The sequence below is a fragment of the Salinisphaera aquimarina genome (assembly GCF_042643355.1).
In the GTDB taxonomy this organism is placed as follows: domain Bacteria; phylum Pseudomonadota; class Gammaproteobacteria; order Nevskiales; family Salinisphaeraceae; genus Salinisphaera; species Salinisphaera aquimarina.
In genome coordinates, this window is record NZ_JBHRSS010000003.1 from 1,010,770 (window position 1) to 1,034,748 (window position 23,979).

A 23,979-nucleotide genomic window follows, 5' to 3' on the forward strand; every position below is an offset into this window, starting at 1 on the left:
GCTGGTCATGAGCGGGCGGGCAGCGATGAAGCGAACATGATAGATACGAACCGGTGGGGTGCGTGACCCAATTATGACGTGGCTGAGCATACTGCAGAGCATTCTAGGGACCGTGACCTCGTTCATCATCTGGTCCCTGCTGGTCTATCTGTTCTACGTCTTGCGCAACCGCAGCCTCGAGCACCGGCTCAAGCGCCTGATCCAGCCCGAACGCAGCGACCCCGACGAGGATCGCGTGCATGTGGTCTGCGCCAACGGCACCGACGTGCGGGTGACGGTGCGCGATGTGCGCCTGATCACCCGTAACGATACCCACTTGAGCCTGACCTACCTGGGTGATACCGGCGATGTCATCCGCCCGAGCCGGCCCAACGACATCATCGCGCGTCGCCGCAACAGCGTGGTCACCCGCCACGAGAAAGCCGGCCAGATCGAGCGCAGGTTCGTCGAACTGCCGGCCCAGACCGCCGGCATGTGGGCGCTCACCGCCGATCAGGTCGACGACAGCGACTGGCAGTTCGTGGACTGTCTGCTGGTGATCGACTATCCCACCCTGCTCAACACGCGCAAGCTCATGGTCGTGACCGCAAAAAGCGAGATCGTCGACGATCTGAACGCCGATTTCCGGGCCTATATCGTCGGTCGTGAGGCCCGGGAAGATACCCGCCACGTCTGACCCGACGGTCGACTACTCGTTGGCGACGCCGTGTGGCACATGCCCGGCGGCGACCATGCCGGCGGCCTTGCCGATATGGGTGGCCTGGTCGTCGAAGAAGATATCCGCGCCGAATGCCTGCAGGAATCGGGCCTTGGTCATGCCGCCGAGGAACAGGGCCTCGTCGATACGAATATGCCAGGCGCGCAGCGTGCGAATGACGCGTTCGTGTGCAGGCGCACTGCGAGAGGTCACCAACGCAGTGCGTATCGGGCAGTCGGCCGGATCGAATTCGGCCTGAATCCGGGTCAGCGCTTCCAGAAACGCCTTGAACGGGCCGCCCGGCAGCGGCTCGCCCGCCGAACTGGCCTCGCTGGCGGTGAACGCCGCCAGCCCCTGTTCCTTGAAGATGCGCTCGGCCACGTCCGAGAACAGCACCGCGTCGCCGTCGAATGCGATTTTGAGCGTGCCGTCACCGCTGTCGATCGAATGGCCCGGCACGATGGTGGCGGCCGCACAACCCGCGGACAGGGCCGCGCGCACGTCGTCGGAATCGGCCGACAGGAACAGATCGCCCCCGAACGCGCCCACATAGCGATAGGGCGAGGTGCCGCTGGTAAACGCGGCGCGCGTGATCGGCAGCTTGTGATGGGCGATGGAGTTGAACACGCGCAGACCGGTGTCGGCGCTGTTGCGCGACAGCAGAATCACTTCCACGCGTTCGTGCTCGGTGTCGTTGAGCGCGAGCAGCTTGCGTACCAGGCCGAACGCCACGCCCGGTTCGAGCACGTCTTCCTCGTGCTCGATCTGGTAGTTGCAATAGGCCTCGCGCCCGGATTCCTCGAATACACGGTGGCTGTCCTCGAGATCGAACAGGGCGCGCGAGGAGATACCGACGACGAGTTTGTCTTTTGCTTGGCTCATGCGCGAAGTGTAGCCGTACCCGCAATTAGTCGCATGCCGCTCGGCCAGATGGCACTCGGCCGCGGTTGCCGTGCCGGTACATGGCGCGGGACTTGCTTGGTCTATCGGGGTTGTGGCCGAAAGCCTGTTTTTTCAGTGTCATGCGCCCATCGCTGGAGTATGGATTGTTTCCCGGATATCCGGTATGGCCGATATCTGCGTCGCATTCATGAAGCTCTGCATGCGATCTCGCGCGTAATCGATTGAACAATATCGATTGTGGCACCTGTCTTTATGTTCGGTTACAGTTCGGCCATCAGAATCGTGTGGGGCACGTTTCTGGGGGATTCAAGTCAATCAGGGAGAAAAGTCATGAGCACGATTCCGTTTCGTTCCACCACGGTGGGCGCGGCAGTCAAGAGCGTACTCGGTACCGCAGTCGCGGTACCCCTGCTGGTTGCAGCTATGCCCGCCGTGGCGCAACAGAGCCAGCAGGAGCAGATGCAGGAATTGCAGCAACAGATCGAACAACTGCAAAGCAAGTTCAACCAAATGCAGTCCGACCAAGTCCAGAAGGATGCGCGCATCGAGCAGCTCCAGGCACAGCAGGAGCAGATGTCCGAAGGCAGCATGGTCAGCGATACTGAAGAGTCGTCCTCCGACGGCGAGGGTTTCAAGGTTGGTAACACCACGATCCAGCTCAACGGCTACTTCAAGCTCGATGCGATCTATGACTTCGAGGATGATCACGGTACCTCGCTCGGTCCGTCCGATGCCATTGGAACGCTAAATAACAAGGGCACCGACCGGCCTGGGGACGGCAACATTGGAGCGACCGTTAAGCAGACGCGCTTGAAACTGTCGACGACGACCTCGACTGAAACGTTCGGCGATATCGGCGGCTACATCGAGATGGATCTGTATGGCAGCCCGTATGACGGTAGCTTCGGTGGTGGTCCATCGCCGCGCGTGCGTCGTGCGTATCTAACTATCGGCAACTGGTTGATTGGCCGCGACTGGTCGACTTTCTCGGACTTCAATTACGGCACCACGCTCAACTTCTACGGCCCGCAGGGACAGTTGTTTGAGCGCCAGGCGCAGGTGCGTTATACCTTCCACTTGCCGGACGAAAGCACCTTCGATGTGGCGCTGGAAACTCCCACCGGTGACGGTGTTACATCAGGGCCGGTACAGGACGATCTGCCGTTCAAGCAGGCCGACAAGCAGGGTAACGAGGACAATCCTTTACCGGACTTCGTTGTGCGCTACCAAGGCTCACAGGGGCCGGTCAGCTTCCAGGTCGCCGGTATCGCGCGCTATCTGAAGGCCGATATCCAAGGCTTCAACGGCGCGGATTCCAATAGCAATGACTCGGTGCTCGGTTGGGGCCTGGATGCCGGAGCCACTTTGGCGTTGCCGACCGGCACGACCCTCATGGGTACGGTCGCTGGCGGCGAGGGCATCGGCAAGTATATCTATGCGCCGGCAGGTGGCACCGACACCTACGTCGACGACAACGGCAATCTGGAAGCCTTCCAGCGCTGGGGTTATACCGCTACCATCTCGCAGGCGCTGACCTCCGAACTGACCGGTAACGTGGTCTGGGGGCAGGCATTCTCGGAAAGCCCGAACAACGTGGACTACTCGACCGATGGCCTCCACGACAACTCGGACACGTTGGCGGTTAATCTGTTGTATACGCCCGTCGATCCACTGACCTTCGGTATTGAATACAATCGCTCTTTCTACGAGCAGCAGGACGGTACCGACGCCCAAGCGCAGAACGTCCAGTTTTCGACGATCTACAATTTCTAGAGAACGGTCGTGATTGCATGCCCGGCCATTTGCCGAGCATTACGTCAAGGCCCCGGCATGCCGGGGCCTTTTGCGTGTGGCTTTCCATCGCGTGGGACATGACCGGTAAGATGCAGGAATGACGCGTGCCTTCTTTCCCCGTCCGAAAAATACGCCTGCGGGTTATCCCGCCCACCATCCCGCGCTCGCTGAAGGCATCGTCCACCATCGTGCCGGCCGGCTGGAAGCTGCTGAGCGTTGCTATCGTGCGCTAAAACGCCGTGATCCCGGCTACCCCGAGGCGTTGCGGATGAGGGCGGTTCTGGCGCACCAGCAGGGGCGCGCGAATGCCGCGGTCAAACTGATGCGGCGAGCGATCGAACAGCAGCCCAGCAATCCGGTTTATCACCATAGTCTCGGTGAACTGCTGCGCGCGTTGGGCGATGCAAACACCGCCATCACGGCTTATCGGCGGGCGTTCGTCCTGCAGCCGGACCGCGTCGAGAACGGGCTTGATCTTGGCGATACGCTGGCACAGACTGGCCGCAGCGAAGACGCGCTGATGGTTTATCGCGCGCTGCTAAAGGCACGTCCTGCGCTCGGCGAGGCACATGCGCGGGTCGCGGCGCTGTTGTTCGAGCGCGGCGCCCCGGCGGATGCTGGCGAGCAACTGCTGGCTTGGGCGCAGCAGGGCACCGAAGACGTCGAAAGCCAGCGTGACTTGGCCGCCGCTTGGGCGGTTATCGGAGAATACGAGCGCGCGGTCCGTATCCATGACGCAATACGTGTGTCGAATCCGGAGGACGCACGCGCCTATGCCGGGCTCGGCAGCATGCGCCAGAGCCAGGGACGCTTCGACGAGTCGGCCAGCTTTCTGGAACAGGCGCTTGATGTGGATCCGGGCCTGGAATGGGTCTATGCGGCGCTGATGAACAATCGCGATTATTCGATGGCGCAAGCGCGCGTAGACGCCATGCGCCAGCGCTTGAAGGATCGGTCGCTGGGCGACGAGGCGCGCAGTCATCTGCACTTCGCGCTGGGCCATCTGCACGATGGGTGTGGTGACACCGCCGAGGCGTTCGCACATTTTCGGGACGGCAATCGACTGCAGGCGCGCCGCCACCCCTTCGATCCAGCGGCCTTTGGCCAGCGTATCGACCGGATCACACGACATCTGGACACCGCCTTTTTTGCTGAGCATCGAACGTCGGGCGATCCGTCCCAGCGACCACTGTTTATCGTCGGCATGCCGCGCTCGGGCACGAGCCTGGTGGAGCAGATCGTGGCCAGTCATCCACAGGCACACGGCGCAGGCGAGCTGAGCGATATCGGCCGCATGGTGCGGGAACTACCTGCGATCGTCGGTACGCCGAGCCAGCGCTACCCGGAATGCCTGCGCCGGCTCACGGCCGAGCAGGTCATCACGCTATCGCAGCGCTATCTAGGCGCGCTGTCGGCGCGGGACCCCGAGGCCCAGCGCGTGACCGACAAGATGCCGTTCAACATGCTCTGGCTGGGCCTGATCGCACGCCTATTCCCGAATGCACGCGTGATCTATTGCCGTCGCGAGGCCATGGACAATTGTTTGTCCTGTTATTTCCAATTGTTCAACAAGGGACTGCGGTTTTCCTACGATCTCGCGCACCTGGGGCGTGTCTATCGCCAGCACGAACGACTCATGGCGCATTGGGCGGCTTGCTTGCCGCTGTCGATGCTCACCGTCGACTATGAATCACTAGTCGACGACGAAGAGCTTGAGATACGGCGTCTGATCGATTTCACCGGTCTGCCTTGGGATGATGCCTGCCTGCGTTTTCACGAGTCGTCACGCGCGGTACGCACGGCCAGCGTCTGGCAGGTGCGCCAACCTGTATATCGCTCTTCGGTGGCGCGCTGGCGCGCGTATGAACCGTGGCTCGGTGATCTGCGTGACGCGCTTGCAGCGCACGCCCCACCGACCGGATAGGCGACAGCCGGGAGCGATCGCAATGGCAGCCGTTATAGAACTGACCGAGCGCGGTCTGTACTGCGCCGCCGGCGGGTTCTATATCGACCCGTGGCGGGCCGTCGACCGGGCCCTGATCACCCATGCGCACGCCGATCACGCGCGCGCCGGGCATGACCGCTACTGGGCGCAGGCGGCCAATCGCCCGATCCTGCACCAACGCCTGGGCCGTACCATCGATCTGACCGATGTCGACTACGGCGAACCGCTACGCTTCGGCGATGCGCAGGTTTCATTTCATCCGGCCGGTCACGTGCTGGGCAGCGCCCAGATCCGGGTCGAGGTGGACGGCGAAGTCTGGGTGGCCTCGGGCGACTACAAGCGCGACGCCGATCCGACCTGCGCTGCGTTCGAGGTCGTACCCTGCGATACCTTCATCACCGAAGCGACCTTCGCGCTGCCGGTCTATCGCTGGCAGCCCACGCAGGTCGTGGCTGCCGATATCCATGCCTGGTGGCAGGCCAATGCCGCCGCCGGCAAGACCAGCGTGCTGTTCTGCTATGCCCTCGGCAAGGCCCAGCGTCTGCTCGCCGAACTGGCCGCGTTCAGCGACAGCACTGCCTATCTGCACGGCGCGCTGGTACCGCTGACCGAGATTTATCGCCATGCCGGCGTCCGGATGCTGCCGACCGAGGCGGTCAGCGCCTGCGACAAGCGCCATGATTTTGCCGGCGATCTGGTCATGGCGCCGCCGTCGGCGGCCGGCTCGCGCTGGATGCGGCGCTTCAAGCGTCATGACACCGGTTTTGCCTCCGGATGGATGCGAATCCGGGGCAATCGCCGTCGGCGTGGTTATGACCGCGGCTTCGTGCTCTCCGACCATGCCGACTGGCCGGGCCTGATCCGCACCATCGAACAGACCGGCGCTCGCCGCGTGCTGGCCACCCACGGGCGTACCGACGTGCTGGTGGCCTATCTGCGCGAACAGGGCATCGACGCGGCGCCGCTGGCCACCGAGTATGCCGACAGCGCCGAGGCCCAGGCGCTGGTCGAGTGAGACGCAGGGCGACACTCCTGCGGTATGCTGGTGGTCTCATCCGACAATCCCGTGGGGCTGCAATATGGCCACCGCAACCGTTGCCATGGGCTGTTTCCGGACGCCTGAGATATTATTTTGTGCCGCTGACGGCGGGACCCAAGCCACGGTGGGCCCTGTCAGTCGGCGTATGGATAACCGGGCCCACGGTCAGGCGCGTCGGACCGATGCCGGTCAGGGGGAAGTCTTCCAGGCCGAGAGCGTGCGTACCGGCGTAACCACCGGACGCGATCCGCGGGCACAGACGATCGGAACCGCAATCACGCCGCTGAAGACGGCCGCTGCGGTATGCGCCTAGTGCCCGCCAGCGCCTGCTTCCGGCGTGACGCCGCCGCCCGGAACGCGGCCTTGCGGCTGTACGCCGTCTGCTGCGACCGCGATATCGGCCGATAACCTGGTCGCGGGCAAGACAATTGTGGGGATCATTCGATGAACAGCGCCGTGCTGCGCCCGGCCGTGGGCGAGCATCCCGACGCCGAGCGCGACGAACGCGAGCGTTTGCAGCTGCAGCGCATGGAGCGCGCGCTGGTGCGCGCGTATCTGGCTGCGCCCGCCACCATCACCGATCGCGACTATGAATGCCTGCGCTACGCGCTGGGCCTGGCTCGCCTGCATGTGTTTCGACCGGCGCAGGGCGTGGACGATGTCACCGTCGACGCGGCCCGTATCGCGCCGCTGCGCGCCTGGATGCTGGAGCATCTCTACGATCGGCTGCGCGGCTCGGCCACGGCCGAGGAAAAACTGGTGTACTGCGTGGACGCGGTGCCGGCCCTGCGTGCGCGCTGTATCGAGTTGCGGCGTCAGCTGCTGGTCGACCACAGCAACGATTTCGATGCCACCGCACTGGATCGCGAGGCCGGCCGCCGCGCGCTCGTGATCGTCGCCGGCGGCGGTGGCGGCGCCGGTTATGTCTATGCCGGCGCGTTCGCGCGGCTCATGGAAGACGGGCTGATACCCGATTACATCGTCGGCAACTCGATTGGCGCGATCCTGGGCCTGTTCCGCGCCCAGCGCCGCCACGGCGATGTAAACGAGTACACCGATTTCGCCCGCAAGCTCAAGAACGGCGATATCTTCAGCGCCGCGCGTCGCCGCCGTGAATTCTGTCTGCCCGGACTGCTGCATCTGCACCTGCGCGCCCTGCATCAGCGCATGTCCGTGGGCGACCTGCGCCGGCCACTGCGCCTCGACGAAATGGAGATACCACTGGATCTGGTGGTCGCTGGCATCCGGCGCCGTCCCTACGAGCGCATGGCCGCGGACAAGCACGGCGCGGCCCGGGCCGCCGATCGCTGGCTGCCGATGTGGATGCGGGTGGCCGCGCGTACCACCCGCCTGCTGCAATTCTTCAGCGCAGACCTGGTCGAGCCGATCGTGCTCGGGCGAGACAGCGACACGCGCCAGGTGCACGCGGTCGACGCCGCCGGTTTTTCGGCCGCCGTGCCCACCATCCTGCAGTACGAGCCGGGTCCCGGCGCGGGCGTGACCCGCGAGATATTCTCCGAGCTGATGGCCAGCCGCGAGCTGGCGGCGATCGTCGACGGCGGCGTCGCCGATAACGTGCCCGCGCGCGCGGCCTGGCGCGGGGTGGCGGCAGGCCGCGCTGCGAGCGCGACGCGTAACGCTTACTATCTGGCCTTCGACTGTTTCTTTCCGCGCTTCGATGCAAAGAATATGTGGCTGTGGCCGATCACTCAGACCGTGCAGCGCCAGATGCGCGTGAACCGCGTCTATGCCGACACCATGGTGCGCTTCGACAAGACCCTGTCGCCGCTGAATATCGTGCCCAGCGGCGATGCCATCGATCTCGCGGTCGGCTGGGGCTATCAACAGATGGATGGCCAGATCGCCGAGGTGCATGAAATGCAGCGCACGGTGTCGCTGAACCGACAGTCGGCAGCCACATCGTGAGTGCACACGACGAAGGCCCCGACGTCACCAATCCGCTGGATGTGGTCGCCGGCGATCGTACCCTGAGCGAGCGCCTGTTTCTGTTGTGGGATCTGGGCATCATCGCGCTGGTATCGCTCAATCTGGCCTTGATCATCTTCGATGCGCTGTTCGCCGTGGGGCCGTTGTCCAATGCGTTTGCCGCGATCTGGCAGGGCGGGCACGACTGGTACGAAAGCCGTATCCACGACAATTTCTTTGCCATCGATCTGGCGTTTGTCGCTATTTTCGTGGCCGACGTGCTCGCCGGCTGGACGCTCGCGATCGTGCAGAAACGCTATTACCGCTGGTTCTTCTATCCGTTCGCGCGCTGGTACGACGTGCTCGGCTGTGTCCCGGTGGCGGGTTTTCGTTTCCTGCGCGTACTGCGCGTGATCTCGATCGTCATGCGCCTGCAACGGCTGGGCGTGATCGATATCCGCAACTGGGCGGTCTACAAGACCGCGATGGTCTATTACGACATCGTCGTCGAGGAGATCTCCGACCGGGTGGTGATCAAGGTACTGGCCGGTGCCCAGGAGGAACTGCAAAGCGGTGGCCAGGAACTCTCGCGCAAGGTCGTGCAGGACGTGCTCCAGCCGCGTCAGCAGCGCCTGGTCGCCTCTGCCAGCACTCATATCGAAAACGCCATCATCAGCGCCTACCAGGCCAATCGCGAGGAACTGCAGGGTTATGTCGCCAACGTGGTCAACCGGGGCGTGGACAACAACGCCGCGCTCAAGAACCTCGAGCGCGTGCCCATGCTCGGCAGCTTCGTGTCGCGGGCGCTGGACGACGCGATCAGTGAGACCGTCAACAATGTGCTCGACGAAGCCGTGGCCGGCCTGTCGTCCTCCGATTTCGACAATCTGGTGCAGAACATCACCGACAGCGTGCTCTCGCGTCTGCTGGCCGACGATATCGGCCAGACCTCGGAAGTACGCGACGCGGTCGTCGAGATTCTCGAGCTGGTCAAGGAACAGGTCGCGGTGCAGCGCTGGCGCGGGCATTTCGAGTAGGCTGAGGGTCGGGCCCGGACGAGGTATCGGTCATGACTTGCCAACCACGTACTCGTAGAGACCGTATTGCGCTCTGGCTGCTGCTGGCGCTGAGCCTGGTTGTCGTCGCGGCCTGCGACTGGTCGTCGGAACTGGGCATCGGCAACGACGATGACGACAGCAAGGACGTCACCGCGCCGGTCGAGGATACCGATATCGCTGGTCTGTCCGTGGCCGTGTCCAGCAGCGATTTCGACACCACGCTGTCGACGCTCCGGCAGGACGTCGCGTCCGTGTATCGCGCCGATTACGCGCAGCTGATCGATCATCGGAATAACGCCGACAGCGGGAATCTGACCCTGCGTCCGACCACCGTGGTCTATTTCGACGACCCCAACCGTTCGGCGGCCCTGATCGCCGCCGACGCGCGCGTGGCGCTGGATCTTCCGGCCAGGATTCTGGTCTATCGCGATAGCGACAACGCCGTCGGCGTGGCCTATACCAACGTCGATTATCTGGACGCCCGCTACGCGCTCGACGATGCCGAGAACGATACCCTCGATGGCCTCGAAGACGATATGCGCACCCTGGCCGAAAGCGCGGCCGGCGACGATATCCGGCGCGAGGGCAGTGCCGCGAAGGTGAGCGACGGCGAGGGTATCGAAACCGTCGACAGCGACAACGACTTCAACACCACCGTGAACAATCTAGCCACTGCCATCAATGCGCGCGACAACCTCGGTGCGCCCGTGATCATCGATGAGGCCACGCGCGCCGTGCAGGTCGGCCGGGCTATCAACCCCAGCACGCTGTTCTTGTTCGGCAACCCGACGGTCGGCACACGCTTGATGCAATCGAGCCAGACCGCCGGCGTCGATCTGCCGCAGAAGATGCTGGTCAGCCAGGACGACGACGGCGACGTGCATATCTACTACAACGATCCGGGCTATATCGCCGATCGCCATAACATCGGCGATCGGGACGACGAAATCGAGGCGATCGCCGATCTGCTCGATGACCTGGCCGACGAAGCGTCGGGCTCGGGCACCAACCGTGGCACCGGCGCCGGAACGGTCACGACGCCGGGCACGGGTGGTACGTCGCCCACCAGTCCGGGGATCGGCAGCGGGTCCAACGTCAGCTCCGGCATCGGCACACCGTAGCCGAGCCCGGATGACGCTGGCGCGCTGCGCCTCGATCAGCTACCAGCGCACCGCCACCCCGCGCACGTCCACGTGCACGAACGGGCCGTGGAACCGGTTGCCGGGATAGGCGCTGAGGCCGCCGGCAAGCTCGGGCGCCTGCGCGGTGAGTGTTTCCACCAGATCGGCGAGCCAGCCGGCGTCGGCGGCCGTGATCGAACCGTCGGCGTCGAGATCGTCCATCTCGCCGTCGGCATCGGCGTCGACGAAGATATCGGCGGCGCTGCCGAACAGATGCTGGCTGTAGACCGTGGTATTGCCGATATCCGCGTTGTACCAGGGCGTGCGATAACCGCTCATCACCACCAGCCCGTTGCCATCGATGCCGGCGTTGATCAGGGCCGTGCGTATCATTTCCAGCTTCGCGATAAGGCGCGGGCGGATCAACACATATTTGGGCCAGTATTGTGGCTGTTGATGGCACAGAAAATCGCCGAGCGTGAAATGCGGCGAGACATGCACGCCCGTGGTGCCGGCGGTGACCTCGACCAGTCCGCGCGGCGGCGCGCTGCGCGGGTCCCTGGCGCGTGCCGTTGGTTGGTAGCGGCCGATATCGTAGCCGTTGAGTTGGCGCGCGGCCGGGTCGAACGGCGTCTTGACGAATACGTTCAGCCGCATCTGGCCGCCGGTGGCCCGATTGCGCAGCGTGATCGGGTACAGGCCGGGCTGCCGCGGCGCGCGCCAGCGCCAGCTGTGGTCGTTGTCGCGCCGGGCCGCGCCGAAGCCGTTGACGTCGAGCGTGAGGTCGGCGCCGGCGGGTATCTCCCGAGCCACGACGGACAGCGTTTCGCCGGGCATCGCGAATACGCCGGCGACGTCGCCGGCGAGGCGTCGGTCCTGGATGCGTGCGCTGAACTGCGGCGCGGCCCCGAAAGGATCGCCGTCCAGTGCCTGCGTCATCGTCAATCGCTGGGCATCGGCGCCGCCGGCGAGCAGCCCGAGGACCGCTCCGACCAACAGCCGATAGCCGCGCAGACGAATCAACCAGCCTCCGGCTGCGTCGCAAAGTGGTTATGCGCGCGCTGCATGGCTTTCTCCAACTGCGGGTCGTGATTGTAGAGATCGTTTCTGAACTGCACGCCGCCGTCGTTGACGAACGCGGTCCAGTAGATCAGATAGACCGGCAGCGGTTCGGCCAGGCTCACATACTCGCGCCCGCCTTCGTGCAGCGCCTTGTCGATACGCTCGGCGTCCCAGTCGGGCTTGCCCTGCAGCACGAATTCGGCAAGCTCGGCCGGAAACTGCACGCGCACGCAGCCGTGGCTGAAGTCACGTTCGGTGCGCGAGAACAGCCGCTCCGATGGGCTGTCGTGCAGATAGACCGAAAACTCGTTCGGGAACATGAACTTGATCAGACCGAGCGCGTTGTGTGGCCCGGCGGCCTGGCGCATATGCAGGTGTCCGGCCTCGACCGCGTCGAGGTTTTCCGGCGTCGCCGGCAACGGTTTCGCATTGGGGCCGAACACCTTGACGATCTGGTACTGGCGGCGCGCCAGATAGCCCGCGTCGCGGCGTGCCTTGGGCAGGATCTCGTCCACGGCAATGCCGTGCGGGATATTCCAGTAGGGCCGGAAGATCACATAACGCATGCGATCCGAGAACACCGGCGTGGCGCGGTCGTCATAGGACTTGCCCACGACCACGTTCATCTGCAGCACCGTGCGGCCGTGATCGAAGGCGCGCAGACGGTATTCGGGGATGTTGACCATCACATAGCGATCGCCCAGATCGCCGGGCAGCCAGCGCCAGCGCTCCAGGTTGAGCTCGATCTGATGCACGCGCGTGGCGGCGGGCACATTGAGCGCGGCGAGGGTGCTCTTGCCGACGGCGCCGTCGGTGGCCAGGCCATGACGGGCCTGGAATTGGCGCACGGATGCGGCCAGCCGCCGGTCGTAGCGGGTCGATGCGAGATCGACGCCGTCATCCCGATCCAGGCGCTGCAGGGCATGGACGCCGTCGTCCAGGCTTTCGCCGGTGGCCGCACCCAGCGGCAGATCGCCGGTGATATGCAGACGCCGGCGCAAGGCGGGCACGCGCCGATCCCGCATGCCGACTTTCAGCAGCGGGCCGTCGGCGACACTGGGCCAGCCGCCGTTGGCGGCGATGGCGCGATAGTCGGCCAGTGCCTTGACCAGCAGTGCATAGCCGGCATGTGGCGGGCGCAGTTCACCCAGCGCGTCATCGACGTTGCCGGCATCCGTGGCGCGGGCCAGGGCACCGGCATAGTCGCCGGCTGGCAGCTCCTGATACCAGCGCGGACGGATATTGCGGCTGTCGTCGACACGGCCGCGATGCAGGTCGATGGCATAGGCCACGAACGCGGTGCTCAGGCGCACGTCCAGCCGTGCCAGTGCCGCCGGTGCCAGCGAGGCGTTCATGTCGTCGAGTGTCTCGACGCGCCGGGCCAGATCCTCGTACCCGTAGTCGGCAACGGTCAGGCCCTGCCGGTCGGCGCGTGACAGCGCGTCCAGCAGCGATTTGATTGCCGGGCGCGCGCTGTCGTCGTGATCGAACCAGGCCGGCTGGTTGTCATGGCTGGCGTAGAAGTCCGTCACCGCGCTGCCGACGGTCGTGGCCGGCAGGGTCTGCAGCTGGTCGGCGATCGCGATCGCGCGCTGATCCACCGGCGGCGGCGTGGGGCTGGCGGTGATCTCGGGCGCGCGCGTGGGCTGGCTGCTGCATGCGGCAGCCAGCAGCACCACGGTGATGCAGGCCACCCGGTAGACGGGGTTTTTCACGGGACGACGACGGTTGCGGAACAGCTGATATGCATGCTAACCGATTGTGCACGATCCGAATAACGCCGGCCGTGTCGCCATGCCCCGTCAGCGCGTGTTTTCGATCTCCACCATCGGCCGGATACGCCGCAGCCGTTCGAGCGGGTCGTTGGTCGCCAGCAGATCGTGCTTGGTGGCGGCATCGAAGGGCAGCAGTTCGGTCAGACGCGCCGACAGCCAGCTGGCCGAGTCGTAGGCTGTGCCCTTGGTTTCATAGGGCAGGCCCACTTCCTCGATCAGCGCGGCCGCAATCTGCTTGAGCTGCGAGAATTCGATCGGGCAGGCGCTGTCGGCCTCCTCGGTGATGAACGAGATCTCGCCCCACCACAGGCCGTTGTCGGCCTGGCGGGTGGAGACCACCTCGAAGCGGCGCTTGCCTTCCACGGTGATGCCCAGCTGGCCGTCGTCGAGCCGGTCGAAATCGATGATGTCGACGAGCGTACCCACCGCGCGCGGCGCGCTGAACTCATTCTTGTCCGCAGCCGGATGGGCCGCGCACACGCCAAAGCCGGTCTGGCCCTTCATGCACATGGCGACCATGTCCAGATAGCGTGGCTCGAATATCCGCAGCGGCATGATGCCGCCGGGGAAAACCACGGTGGACAGGGGAAACAGCGCGAAATCGGGATGATCCATAGAAAGCGATGGGCTGGGAAATACCGGCCGCGCGTGGCGCACGGCAACTCGACATAATAGAGGCGGTCGAGCCCCCTCATCTTACCCGCTCGCCCGATGGCGCGCCGGATCACGCGCGTGGACAGGCCCGCAGCCAGCGTCTATCGTCGCCCGCCATGAACAGCTCGCAGACCGCCGAACTCCTCGACAAGCGCGATCCGGCCGTGCGCGCGCAGATTGCGCGACGTTTCAACGAACAGATTCCGCATAATCAGGCGCTGGGACTGACAGTAGTTGACGTCAGCGGCGAACGCATCGTCACCGCGCTCGCCTATCGCCCCGAGTTCCTCGGCGATCCGATCGCGCGCCTGTGGCATACCGCCGTGGGCACCACGGCCGCCGACAGCAGCTGCGGGCTGGCCGTGTTTCTGGCACTGCCGGGCCTGGAGTCGATCGCGACCCTCGATCTGCGCATGGATTACCTGCGCCCGGCAGTGGCCGATCAGACGCTCACCGTCGAGGCCGAGTGTTACCACGTGACCCGTTGCGTGGCGTTCGTGCGCGCGACCCTGCATCAGGGCGATCGCGAGCGCCCGACGGCTTTGTGCACGGCCGCGTTCATGCGCACCGGTCAGGCGGTGATGGCATGAACGCCAGTGCCGAGCAACTGCAGGCCGCGCTGCAGGCCCGCGATTTCGCCGCCGTGGCCGGCGCGATTCCCTATGCCGTGTTCTTGGGGCTGGCGGTCGAAGACGACCGTAACGGCGACGGGCGTATCTATCGCATGCCGTTTCGCGAGGCCCTCGTCGGCAACGTGCGCCTGCAGGCGCTGCACGGCGGCACCGTCGCCGGGCTGCTGGAAGTGTCCATGCAGCTTGATGTGCTGATCGCCGAATCGCAGCTGCGCCTGCCCTATCCGGTGGATTTCTCGATCGACTACTGGCGCTCCGCGCAGGCGCGCGATTGCCTGTGCCGTTGTCGTCTGATTCGCTCCGGGCGCCGCATCGCGCAGGTGCAGGCCGAGTGCTGGCAGGACGACCCGGACAAGCCGGTGGCCTTCGCCCGGGCCGACTTCCTGCTGCGCGCCGCCGACTCCGGGGAGGCCGACTGAGCCGGCGCCGGGCCGATTGGCGTAATCCTTTAGACTGATGCTTTTGCATCTGCAAGCGGGGGATATCAACTATGGCGTCAGACGGCGAACGTCTGGTCGGCGATCTGCTCGACCAGCTGGATCTGGAACCGTTGGAACAGCGTCTGTTCCGCGGCAGCTCGCGCGATCTGGGCGGCAAGAGCGTCTTCGGCGGCCAGGTCGCCGGTCAGGCCATGGTGGCGGCCACGCGCACCGTCGACCCCGAGCAGCAGGCCCATTCCATGCATGGCTATTTCCTGCGTCCGGGCGACATGGAGGCCGCGATCGTCTACGAAGTGGACAATATCCGCGACGGCCGCAGTTTCGCCACTCGCCGGGTGCAGGCGATCCAGCACGGCCGGCCGATCTTCTCCATGCTCGCCTCGTTTCATGTCGAAGAACACGGCTATACCCATCAGATGGCCATGCCCGACGTACCGGATCCGGAAACCCTGGCCAGCCACGACGAACTGCGTCGCAACTGGGTCGACGAACTCGACCGGGTGCCGGAATCCCTGCGCGAGGCGGTCGGCCGCGAGGTCGCCATCGACATGCGCGCGGTCAAGCCCTGGAACATGCTCGCCCCGGACAAGCGTGACGCCGTCCAGCATGTCTGGTTCAAGGCCAAGGCGCCGTTGCCCGACGACCAGGCCGTGCACCGCGCGGTGCTCACTTATGCCAGCGATTTCAATCTGCTGGCGACGTCGCTGTTTCCGCACGGGGTATCGTTCTTCACGCCTGGCATGCAGATGGCGAGCATCGATCACGCGATCTGGTTTCATCGCAATCTGCAGATGGACGAGTGGCTGCTCTACAGCATGGACAGCCCCGGCGCCCAGGACGCACGCGGCCTGTCGCGCGGGTTGATCTTCAATCGCGCCGGCGAACTGGTGGCGTCAGTGGCCCAGGAAGGCCTGATCCGTCAGCGCGACAACAAGCCGCGCTCGACACCCGAAAACGGCTGATTGTCGGTAGCAGAGCGCCGGCTGTCATACGCGCGTCATTCGCCGTGGCTAGCGTCGAGGGCACCCGCTTGGTGTATTTGTCCTTGACCCGGAGCATGCCATGGCCCGTTCACGCCGTATTCGCCGTTCGATCGATCTGACGATACTGTGTCTGTGTATCGCGCTGGCACTGGCCGCCGCGCCCCTGTTCGGCGCACCGGGCCAAGGCGTCGATCACGGCCACGCTCCGGAACACGTCATGCCCAAGCATAAGAAGCACGACAACAAGAACAGGGACGACAAGATCGTCATCGCCCATCGCGGCGCGTCGGGCTATCTGCCCGAGCACACGCTGCCGGCCTATGCGATGGCCTATGCCCTGGGCGCGGACTTCATCGAGCCGGACGTGGTGATGACCGCCGACGAGCGCCTGATCTGCCTGCACGATATCCATCTGGAATCCACCACCGACGTGGAACAGAAATTCCCCGACCGGGCCCGGGCCGACGGGCGCTGGTATGCCGCGGATTTCACCCTGCCGGAGATCGAGACGCTCGCGGTCACCGAGCGCACCAACCCGGACGGAACCCGGGTGTTTCCCGGCCGTTTCCAGGCCGAGGCCAACGGCTTTCACGTGCCGACCCTGCGCGCCGTGATCGAGATGGTGCAATCGCTCAACCGCGAGACCCGGCGCGATGTCGGTATCTATCCGGAGACCAAGGATCCGGCGTTTCACGACGCCGAGGGCCTGCCGCTGGAACGCAAGCTGCTGGATACGCTGGCTGAATACGGCTACGCCGGCCGTGACGCGAACGTGTTCGTGCAGAGCTTCGATGCCGATAATCTCAAGGAGATGCGTTCGGTGATGGGCTCCGATCTGCCCCAGATCCAGCTGATCGAGGGCAGCGGCGATGCCTTCGACGCGATGGTCACGCCCGACGGTCTCGACGAGATCGCCACCTACGCGGACGGTATCGGCCCGGACAAGAACCGGATCGCCGATACCGACGGAGCGCTGGTCAGTCAGGCCCATCAGCGCGGCCTCAAGGTGCATCCCTATACCTTCCGCGCCGACCAACTACCGGCGGGCACGCGTCGTCTGGAAGACGAGCTGCGTCTGTATTATCACCGCTACGACGTGGACGGCCTGTTCACCGACTTTGCCGACATCGCGGTCGGCGTGATACATCCGGGCTACAGGCCGCGTCTTTATCCCGAGTAGGTTACCCGGCCGGGGCTAGCTGCTGCGCCCGCCGCGGGCACGCTGGGACATGCGCTTGCGCCACTCCGGTGCCAGCGCGCCCAGTTCGGTGAGCACGCGCATCTGCGCGCGGTCGTCGGCGTCGGGCTGGCGCTTGGTGAGCAGGGCCCACATCTGCGCCATGGTGATGCCGTGTCCGGCGCGTTCGATACAGGTCAGCGTATCGCCGGCGCGGATATGGCCGGGCTCGATCACGCGGTAGAGCCAGCCGGCGCGGCCTTCCTTGATCACCGCGGTCGCCAGGCCCCCGATACCCACGCGCGCGCCGATCTTCCAGCAGGGCTGGCGCGGCTGGGCGATCTGGATCGTGGCTTCGCCCAGCGTGAACACATCCCCGACCCGCACATCCGCCTCGGTGATGCCGTGGGTGCTGATGTTCTCGCCCAGCACGCCGGGGACGAACGCGTCGTCGAAGCCGGGATAGCGCGATCGCCAGCCTTCGTAATGCTCGGCCGGATAGTGATTGAGTGCGCGGTCGCGGCCGCCGTGGTGGACGTGGTCCGCCACCGTGTCGCCGGCCACGCCGTCGCCGTCGAGCCAGCGCGCGTCGGTGACCGCCCGTTTGTCGATGGCCGAATCGGCGCCGTCGTTGGCGAGTCGGCCCACGCTGCCGACGAACAATGTATCGACGCAGGCGTCGGGAGAGGCCGTGGTGTGGGTATTGCTCATGGGTCGATCTTAGGCGTTGTCTTTCGCGCCGCCAATGCCTGGTCGCGACCGATGTGGCGTTGTGCGTTTCGTGGTGATGGGGTCTGGTTGCTGGACAGCGCCGCAGTGCATGGCACACTCGCCGGTCTTTATGCTGCATGGAACATCAATCATGAGTGCGCAAGCGACGCGGCGGCGGGCGGGCCATGGGTAGCGCGGGGCAGAGTTCGGCCACGCGTCTGGGGCTGGCCGGCGGCGTGGCAACGCTGCTGGGCATCGGCATGGCCCGTTTTGCCTACACGCCGCTGATTCCGGCGCTGGTGCAGGCCGACTGGTTCTCCACCCATGCCGCGGCCTATCTCGGCGCGATCAATCTGCTGGGTTATATGTTCGGCGCGGCGCTGGCGCACCGGGCAACGCTGATCTTTGGCGTGCGCAACGTGCTGGGCGCCTGTCTGCTGATCACGGTGGCCAGCTTCTATGCCTGTGCGCTGGACTGGGGCGTGGTCTGGTACGGCTTCTGGCGGCTGGCCTGTGGTGTGACCGGCGCGGCCCTGGTGGTTGTGGGCGCGCCGGCGGCGTTGTCGCGGGCCACTATCCAGGAGCGCGCGCGAACCAGCGCGCTCGTGTTCACCGGTATCGGCATCGGCGTGATGGCCAGCGGCACGCTGGTGCCGTGGCTGGCCGGACAGGGCGTGGCGATCACATGGCTGGCGCTGGCGCTTGTGGCGACTGGGTTGGCTTGGTGGAGCTGGCGAGCCGTCTGGCGTGATCTCGTGCCGCTGGAGAAGACCCGGGCGCGGACCACGTCCGACGCGCGCCTGCCAATGCTCGCGATCGGCCTGATTATCGTGGCCTACGGCCTCGATGCGATCGGTTTCGTGCCGCATACGCTGTTCTGGGTCGACTATATTGCCCGCGAACTGGGTCAGGGGCTGCAGGTCGGCAGTCTGTACTGGGTGCTGTTCGGTCTGGGCGCGGTTTGCGGGCCGTTGCTTGCCGGCGCGGCGGCCGCGCGTATCGATTTTCGGCCGGCGCTGGTGCTCGCACTCACGCTCAAGGCCGTTGCCGTCGCGTTGCCGTTGTTCTCCGACAGCGTATGGGCGCTGGGCCTGTCGTCGTTCGGTGTCGGCATGCTGGTGCCGGGCACGGTCACGCTCACCTCCGGGTCGATTGCGGCGTTGAGCACCCCGGAGCGGCAACAGCAGCTGTGGGGCTGGGCGACGCTGTCGTTCGCGCTCGCACAGGCGGTCGCGGCCTACGGCATGTCCTGGGGGTATGAGCAACTCGGCAGCTATCTGCCGCTGTTCGGCATGGCGTTTGTTTCGCTGGCGCTGGCTACCCTGTGTGCCGGCACGGCAGCCACGCGCCGCGTCACGTGAGGCCGGCGGTGTCCAAGGCGCCACCGGCGTCGACCTGGCGCCTGTCGCTGGCCGGCGCGGTGGCACTGTTGCTGGGCGTGGGGCTCGGGCGCTATGCCTTCACCCCGTTGATCACTCCGCTCGTGCAGCAGGGCTGGTTCACGCCGCAAGCCACGGCCCAGCTGGGCGCGATCAATCTGCTCGGCTATCTGCTGGGGGCGGCGAGCGCTGATCGCAGCGGCCGGCTGCTGGGCGAGCGACGCGCCATCGCGCTGTGTCTGACCACGCTCACGCTGAGCCTGTTCGGCTGCATGTTCGATGCCGGATTTGTCTGGTACGGATTGTGGCGATTGCTGGCCGGCTGGTCCGCGGCAACGCTCACCATCGTCGTCACCCCGGCGATCATGGCACGCGTGCCGGCGGCCCGGCGTCCGGCCGCCTCGGCGATCATCTTCACCGGCATCGGCGTGGGCACGATCACCGCGAGCTTGATCGTGCCGTGGCTGGCGGCCGCCGGCATTGCCGCCACCTGGGCGGCGATCGGCAGCGTGGCGGCATTGCTCGGCGCCTGGAGCTGGTTTGCGGTCTGGCGCGATCTGGCCGCGCTGCCGGCAACCACGCACAGCGATCAGCGCGCAAACGGCGCGCCGGTGCCGTGGCTTGCAATCGCCCTGATCGTGCTCGCCTACGGGCTGAACTCGGCCGGTTACGTACCGCATTCGTTGTACTGGGTGGACTATATCGCCCGTGAACTGGGGCGCGGACTGGCGGCGGGCAACGGCTACTGGCTGGTGCTCGGCGTCGGCGGCATGCTCGGCCCGGCCGCGGGCGGGCTGGCGGCCCAGCGGCTGGGTTTTCGCAGCGCGCTGGTCGCTGCCTTCGTGCTGATGACCACGGCGACCGCGTTGCCGCTGTTGTCCTCGACGAGCGTCGCCCTGGGGCTGTCGTCGCTGCTGGTGGGTGCCATGGTGCCGGCCATTATCACACTCACCGCGGGTGCTGTGGTCGAACTTTCGCCGCCGGGCCGGCAGCGCCAGATCTGGGGTTGGGCGACGCTGTCGTTCGCGCTCATGCAGACCATCGGCGGTTTCGCCATGGCACAGCTGTATGCCCAGGTCGGCAGCTACCGGGACACGATTGCGGCGGGCGCGGTGATTCTGGTGCTGGGTACGCTGTGCGTGAGCGTCGGGGCGGCGCAGCGTCGGCGCTGAGGTTTAGCGCCGGGGCCGACGGATCTGCGGTCTGAATCCGGGCGGCTTGCCCGCGATCCAGTCCACGAATGTGGCGATATCCGGCTGTTCGAGCAGGGCCTCGCGGCTGTTGTAGACCTCGGCGAGTTCCTTCTCCCCGAGCACGGCGTGGATATGGCTGTGGCAGGGGCGACAGATATGCAGGATGCGCCCGAGCCGGTCATCGCGGCCGAAGCGCTTGCGAATACGCTTGAGGCGGTGGGTGCGGCGCGGAATCAGGTGATGACGCGTGGTGCGTACGTCGGCCCGGCCGCACAGTTCGCAGCGGCCGGCGGTCATGGAGTACGGCGGGTGGTCGGGTCCATGAGTACCGTTACGCCGCTTTTGCGTGCGTGGATCCTGCGCGCCGTTCCGTGCCGCGTCAGCCGCCGTCGACGACCAGCTCGTCCGCGCCGACGTGGGCCGTGTCCACGGGTTCGAGTTCGTCCAGCGCATCTTCGAGATACTGCAGCATGTGCTGCATGCTTGGCAGGGACTTGCGGCAGGCGATCAGGCCGAACTCGAGCGAGTCGCGATAGCTGGCCATGCTGATATTGAGCGCCTGCCCGTCGAGTACGATCGACACCGGGTACATGCCCTGCATTTCGGCGTCGCCGCAATACAGCGTCTCCTTCGGGCCGGGCACGTTGGAGATCACCACGTTGAAGGACTGATGGCGCGGTGCGGCGCCGCTGAGCAGGTTCACGCCGGCCGGTGCCGACAGTGCGGCGATGAACGCCATGATCTGCTCGGCGGACATGTCGCGATAGCGGTTTTTCCAGTGGTTGACCGAGCGCCGGATGGCATCCAGGCGCTCGACCGGATCGGCGATATCGGTGGCCAGACTGGCGAAGATCATCGCGATGCGGTTGCCGGTGTGGCTGTCGTCCTCATGCAGCGAAACCGGCAGCATCGCCACCAGCGGCTTGTCCGGCAGAGCGTCCTGCTCGGCCAGATAGGCACGCAGGGCGCTGGCGCACATGGCGAGCACGATGTCGTTGACGGTGGCGTCGTAGTGGCCGGCAAGGCGCTTGATGCGGGTCAGCGAATACGACTGCGCGGCAAACCGGCGCGAGCCGCTGACCCGACGGTTGAGCAGGCTCCGCGGCGCCTGGGTTATCGACGTGAAATCGGGGTCGACGCCGGCGTCCTGCCATGCGTGATAGAGCTCCTGAGCCGCGCGCGGCAGGGCGGCGGTCTGGCGGGCGGTCGCCCGCAGCGTCCGCCAGGCGCCACCCCAGGGCGTGGCCCTGGCGTTTTCTGGCTGGCCGGGTTTCGGCGGCAGCTGCCAGGGGACGCGCATGTTGCCGGTGTCCGGTTCGGCGGTCAGCGAGCGGCGCAGGATACGCATTGCGCTGACGCCGTCCATCATCGCGTGATGAAACTTGCTGTAGATCGCAAAGCGTCCCCCGGTCACACCCTCTATCACGTACACCTCCCACATCGGCCGGGAGCGATCGAGCAGGGCGCCGTGCAGCATCGATACCAGTGCCAGTAGATCGCGGATGGCGCCCGGCTGGGGCAGCGCCAGATGGCGCACGTGGTATTCGAGGTCGAAGCTGGTGTCGTCGACCCAGAACGGCTGGCCCAGCCGATACTTCAGGCGGCGGTTGAACGGCGGCGTGACCTCGTCGAAGGTGCGTGCCCTGGTGACCAGATCGCGCACATAGTGCTCGCCGGCGTTTTCCGGCAGCGTGAACAACTGCAGCCCGCCCACGTGCATGGGCTGGTTGCGGCGTTCCAGCCGGAGAAATATCTGATCGACGGGGTTGAGCAGTTGCATGACGTCTCGCACGGCAGCGAAGCCGCGCCGTGCGTGCCCCGCCTCAGGATAGATCGATAGCGTGGGCTTTCAGGTCGGCCATGTCCACGATTTCGAGGGCTGCTTCATGGGTGGCGGTCAGGGCCACGCGCGGTGCCGCACCCGCCGCCAGTGCTTCGGCCCAGCGCGCCGCGCACAGGCACCAGCGGTCGCCGGCCCGCACCCCGGGGAAATCGAATTCCGGCCGCGGCGTGGACAGGTCATTGCCGCGCTCGGCGGAAAACGCGAGGAACGCGTCGGTGACCACGGCACAGATGGCGTGCACGCCGGGATCACGGTCGTCGGTGCGGCAATAGCCGTCGCGGTAGAAGCCGGTGACCGGCGCGCTGCAGCACAGTGCCAGCGGTTCGCCGAGGACATTACGGGCCGGTGTACTCATCGATTCTCCATTTCCCTGCGGCGCATCGGCATCTGGTCTATGTCGGCGAACAGTGTATTCACATCGAGTGTCTCGGTCTGACGTGATTTCACGCCGCCATCCTTGCCTACCAGCACGGTCTCGAAACCGTCGGTCTGATGCAGTGTCTCAAGCGCGTCGCGGTCCAGCGGCGTGTCGATATTCGACTGCAGGGCCCCGGGGCCGACCACGAACCAGGCGATATCGCGATCGTCGATGCCGTCGGCTGCGCGCTTGAGCGTGGCGGCGGCATCGGCTGCCACGGTCTCGGCCGGCGCAAACACCACGATCACCCGATAGCGGCCCTGCAGATCGTGCAGCGTAGCGGCGTCCGCGCTTCCGGCAGCGCAGGTCAGAGCCGCGAACAGGCTCCAGCGCAGAAAACTAGGCATGATCAGGCTCGCGTACGCGCACGGCTTCCAGGCGCGCCGACCGGGTGCCCGGCACCGGCGCGTTGTCGGCGCCGTAGTAGGTGGTGACCACGGACAGCTTGCGCTGGTCGGTGGTGTTCGCGCCCGCGGCATGCAACGCGCTGGCATCGAAGAACAGGACATCGCCCGGCGCCAGTTCGGCGTTGACGGCGGAGTCGATCAGCGCGGCGTTGTCCTCGCGGTCCTCGCGCAGGAACTGGTCCGCGTCCATATGTTCCTGATCGAAGCTCATGCGGTGGGTGCCGGGCAACAGCCGCATGCAGCCGTTGGCCGGCGTCTCGTCGCCGAGCGCCAGCCAGGCATTGACCAGACGCGGTGATTCGAACGCCCAGTAGCGCAGATCCTTGTGCCAGGCCGTGGCGGTGGAAAAGCGCGGCGATTTGGTCATCACGCAGTTGTGATGATTGCGCGAAAGCCAGACCGTATCCGAGTCGAGCAGCTGGGCCACGATCGCGGTCAGGCGTGCATCGGCTGCCCAGTCGGCGAACAGCGGGTCGCGATCGTAGGCCTGGAGCAGGCGCCGCGGGGTATCGCCGCCGGCGGCTTCGCGGCTGGCGGGGGCGCCGGGATAGGCGACGTCGGCTTCATATTCGATCGGCGCGACATGGGACTCGGTGTGTTCGAGCGCGACGCTACGCATCGCACCCAGGCGCTCGACGCTGGCGAGCTGGCGCATGATCAGAAAGCCGTCGCGAAAGAACACCTCGCGCTGGGCAGGGGTCAGGGTGGGTTGCAGAGGTGTTTCGATGCGTGTGTTCATGACTCTAACCAGCGGTCGATCGACTCTATTGTAGAGGGCATTGCCAGCCTGCGCAGAACCGTCACGCCGGGTTTCGTGATCTC

At 65.7% G+C, this 23,979-nt stretch carries 24 protein-coding genes; 14 read left to right on the forward strand and 10 right to left on the reverse strand.

The genetic code is table 11. The features are described 5' to 3' along the window. The first annotated feature begins 58 nt into the window (after nucleotides 1-58). Nucleotides 59-676, forward strand: coding sequence for a hypothetical protein (locus tag ACFOSU_RS08135; RefSeq protein WP_380688295.1), 618 nt, complete (start codon nucleotides 59-61; stop codon nucleotides 674-676). Between the two features lie 12 nt (nucleotides 677-688). Here the strand turns inward: ACFOSU_RS08135 and ACFOSU_RS08140 are convergent, their stop codons facing one another. Beyond that, a complete protein-coding gene (locus ACFOSU_RS08140; protein WP_380688297.1) occupies nucleotides 689-1,579 on the reverse strand; it encodes a 5'-nucleotidase in 891 nt (296 codons plus the stop codon). Between the two features lie 351 nt (nucleotides 1,580-1,930). Here ACFOSU_RS08140 and ACFOSU_RS08145 point away from each other — a divergent pair, with 351 nt between their 5' ends. From ACFOSU_RS08145 to ACFOSU_RS08175, 7 genes are all read left to right on the forward strand, one after another. Beyond that, the gene (locus tag ACFOSU_RS08145; protein WP_380688299.1) at nucleotides 1,931-3,373 is read left to right on the forward strand and encodes a DcaP family trimeric outer membrane transporter; all 1,443 of its coding nucleotides are present in this window, start codon (nucleotides 1,931-1,933) and stop codon (nucleotides 3,371-3,373) included. 125 nt (nucleotides 3,374-3,498) lie between these two features. Continuing rightward, nucleotides 3,499-3,627 (forward strand): hypothetical protein, encoded by a 129-nt coding sequence (locus ACFOSU_RS08150; protein ID WP_380689257.1) that lies wholly within the window; start codon nucleotides 3,499-3,501, stop codon nucleotides 3,625-3,627. Then, entirely contained in the window at nucleotides 3,594-5,318 is a 1,725-nt protein-coding gene (locus ACFOSU_RS08155) for a tetratricopeptide repeat-containing sulfotransferase family protein (RefSeq protein WP_380689213.1), read from the forward strand. Before ACFOSU_RS08150 ends, ACFOSU_RS08155 begins: the two co-directional genes overlap by 34 nt. A gap of 22 nt (nucleotides 5,319-5,340) precedes the next feature. Further along, nucleotides 5,341-6,354 carry a ligase-associated DNA damage response exonuclease gene (locus ACFOSU_RS08160; RefSeq protein WP_380688301.1) on the forward strand — a complete coding sequence of 338 codons (1,014 nt, stop codon included), beginning with the start codon at nucleotides 5,341-5,343 and terminating at the stop codon, nucleotides 6,352-6,354. A 468-nt stretch (nucleotides 6,355-6,822) separates the two neighbouring features. Further along, a complete protein-coding gene (locus tag ACFOSU_RS08165) occupies nucleotides 6,823-8,304 on the forward strand; it encodes a patatin-like phospholipase family protein (protein WP_380688303.1) in 1,482 nt (493 codons plus the stop codon). Then, complete coding sequence (locus tag ACFOSU_RS08170) at nucleotides 8,301-9,341, forward strand: ion transporter (RefSeq protein WP_380688305.1); 1,041 nt, start codon at nucleotides 8,301-8,303, stop codon at nucleotides 9,339-9,341. The genes ACFOSU_RS08165 and ACFOSU_RS08170 overlap by 4 nt, the downstream gene beginning before the upstream one ends. Before the next feature lie 32 nt (nucleotides 9,342-9,373). After that, a complete protein-coding gene (locus ACFOSU_RS08175) occupies nucleotides 9,374-10,483 on the forward strand; it encodes a DUF302 domain-containing protein (protein ID WP_380688308.1) in 1,110 nt (369 codons plus the stop codon). A gap of 39 nt (nucleotides 10,484-10,522) precedes the next feature. Here the strand turns inward: ACFOSU_RS08175 and ACFOSU_RS08180 are convergent, their stop codons facing one another. From ACFOSU_RS08180 to ACFOSU_RS08190, 3 genes are all read right to left on the reverse strand, one after another. Next, on the reverse strand, nucleotides 10,523-11,506 hold the full coding sequence (locus ACFOSU_RS08180) for a hypothetical protein (RefSeq protein ID WP_380688310.1): 984 nt from the start codon (nucleotides 11,504-11,506) through the stop codon (nucleotides 10,523-10,525). Then, complete coding sequence (locus tag ACFOSU_RS08185) at nucleotides 11,503-13,260, reverse strand: L,D-transpeptidase family protein (RefSeq protein WP_380688312.1); 1,758 nt, start codon at nucleotides 13,258-13,260, stop codon at nucleotides 11,503-11,505. Before ACFOSU_RS08185 ends, ACFOSU_RS08180 begins: the two co-directional genes overlap by 4 nt. Nucleotides 13,261-13,347: 87 nt before the next feature. After that, nucleotides 13,348-13,935, reverse strand: a complete 588-nt coding sequence (locus tag ACFOSU_RS08190) for an LON peptidase substrate-binding domain-containing protein (protein ID WP_380688314.1) — start codon at nucleotides 13,933-13,935, stop codon at nucleotides 13,348-13,350. An 8-nt stretch (nucleotides 13,936-13,943) separates the two neighbouring features. Between ACFOSU_RS08190 and ACFOSU_RS08195 the strand changes: the two genes are divergently transcribed. From ACFOSU_RS08195 to glpQ, 4 genes are all read left to right on the forward strand, one after another. Beyond that, entirely contained in the window at nucleotides 13,944-14,564 is a 621-nt protein-coding gene (locus ACFOSU_RS08195) for a PaaI family thioesterase (RefSeq protein WP_380688316.1), read from the forward strand. Beyond that, nucleotides 14,561-15,025 (forward strand): PaaI family thioesterase, encoded by a 465-nt coding sequence (locus ACFOSU_RS08200; protein ID WP_380688318.1) that lies wholly within the window; start codon nucleotides 14,561-14,563, stop codon nucleotides 15,023-15,025. Before ACFOSU_RS08195 ends, ACFOSU_RS08200 begins: the two co-directional genes overlap by 4 nt. Nucleotides 15,026-15,096: 71 nt before the next feature. Further along, nucleotides 15,097-16,008, forward strand: a complete 912-nt coding sequence (gene tesB, locus ACFOSU_RS08205) for an acyl-CoA thioesterase II (protein WP_380688320.1) — start codon at nucleotides 15,097-15,099, stop codon at nucleotides 16,006-16,008. A gap of 100 nt (nucleotides 16,009-16,108) precedes the next feature. Beyond that, nucleotides 16,109-17,209, forward strand: coding sequence for a glycerophosphodiester phosphodiesterase (gene glpQ, locus ACFOSU_RS08210; protein WP_380688322.1), 1,101 nt, complete (start codon nucleotides 16,109-16,111; stop codon nucleotides 17,207-17,209). Between the two features lie 15 nt (nucleotides 17,210-17,224). Here glpQ and ACFOSU_RS08215 read toward each other — a convergent pair whose 3' ends face one another. After that, nucleotides 17,225-17,917, reverse strand: coding sequence for an MOSC domain-containing protein (locus ACFOSU_RS08215; protein WP_380688324.1), 693 nt, complete (start codon nucleotides 17,915-17,917; stop codon nucleotides 17,225-17,227). Between the two features lie 155 nt (nucleotides 17,918-18,072). Between ACFOSU_RS08215 and ACFOSU_RS08220 the strand changes: the two genes are divergently transcribed. After that, complete coding sequence (locus ACFOSU_RS08220; RefSeq protein WP_380688326.1) at nucleotides 18,073-19,278, forward strand: YbfB/YjiJ family MFS transporter; 1,206 nt, start codon at nucleotides 18,073-18,075, stop codon at nucleotides 19,276-19,278. Nucleotides 19,279-19,286: 8 nt separating this feature from the next. Further along, on the forward strand, nucleotides 19,287-20,468 hold the full coding sequence (locus tag ACFOSU_RS08225; protein ID WP_380688328.1) for a YbfB/YjiJ family MFS transporter: 1,182 nt from the start codon (nucleotides 19,287-19,289) through the stop codon (nucleotides 20,466-20,468). 3 nt (nucleotides 20,469-20,471) lie between these two features. Here ACFOSU_RS08225 and ACFOSU_RS08230 read toward each other — a convergent pair whose 3' ends face one another. From ACFOSU_RS08230 to ACFOSU_RS08250, 5 genes are all read right to left on the reverse strand, one after another. Further along, nucleotides 20,472-20,786, reverse strand: a complete 315-nt coding sequence (locus ACFOSU_RS08230) for a hypothetical protein (RefSeq protein ID WP_380688330.1) — start codon at nucleotides 20,784-20,786, stop codon at nucleotides 20,472-20,474. Between the two features lie 82 nt (nucleotides 20,787-20,868). Further along, complete coding sequence (locus tag ACFOSU_RS08235; RefSeq protein ID WP_380688332.1) at nucleotides 20,869-22,269, reverse strand: WS/DGAT/MGAT family O-acyltransferase; 1,401 nt, start codon at nucleotides 22,267-22,269, stop codon at nucleotides 20,869-20,871. Nucleotides 22,270-22,312: 43 nt separating this feature from the next. Further along, nucleotides 22,313-22,687, reverse strand: a complete 375-nt coding sequence (locus tag ACFOSU_RS08240) for a DUF2237 family protein (RefSeq protein WP_380688334.1) — start codon at nucleotides 22,685-22,687, stop codon at nucleotides 22,313-22,315. Further along, nucleotides 22,684-23,097, reverse strand: coding sequence for a DUF4174 domain-containing protein (locus tag ACFOSU_RS08245; RefSeq protein WP_380688336.1), 414 nt, complete (start codon nucleotides 23,095-23,097; stop codon nucleotides 22,684-22,686). Before ACFOSU_RS08245 ends, ACFOSU_RS08240 begins: the two co-directional genes overlap by 4 nt. After that, nucleotides 23,090-23,896, reverse strand: a complete 807-nt coding sequence (locus tag ACFOSU_RS08250; protein WP_380688338.1) for a phytanoyl-CoA dioxygenase family protein — start codon at nucleotides 23,894-23,896, stop codon at nucleotides 23,090-23,092. The genes ACFOSU_RS08245 and ACFOSU_RS08250 overlap by 8 nt, the downstream gene beginning before the upstream one ends. Nucleotides 23,897-23,979 lie beyond the last annotated feature (83 nt).